Genomic DNA, 448 nt, shown 5'->3' on the forward strand with positions numbered 1-448 from the left:
TCTTATCACCAGGCTGGATACGGCGTTTAACGGCCAGGTATACCTTAACAATCTTCAGCACGCCCGGTGCCAGATCGTCGCCTTGGGTGATTTTACGGCGTTTCGCTTCGAGTTTTTTCTCGAACTCGTGTTTCAGTTCGTCATACTGCTCAGCCAGTTGCTCCAGCTGATTTTGTTTCTCTTCGTCGGTCAGGCCCAGTTCCAGCCAGCGATCGCGAGGCAGTTTGTCGAGCTTGTCAGCTTCAACGCCACCGGCAACCAGCACAGCGTAAATACGGCTGAACAGACCAGCTTCGAGGATCTGCAGTTCTTCAGACAGGTCTTTTTTAGCCTGCTTCAGCTGCATCTCTTCGATTTCAAGCGCACGCTTGTCTTTCTCTACGCCGTCACGGGTAAAGACCTGAACGTCGATAACGGTACCAGAGACACCGTTCGGTACGCGCAGAGA

Annotated in this window: 1 pseudogene; it reads right to left on the minus strand. The window is 52.7% G+C overall.

Features of this window, described 5'->3' with window-relative positions:
• Window positions 1-448 (minus strand): annotated as a pseudogene (gene rpoB / locus KBX53_RS35745) (DNA-directed RNA polymerase subunit beta); the annotation flags it as partial.

Source organism: Micromonospora sp. M51 (genome assembly GCF_018070305.1).
Taxonomy (GTDB): Bacteria; Actinomycetota; Actinomycetes; order Mycobacteriales; family Micromonosporaceae; genus Micromonospora; species Micromonospora parva.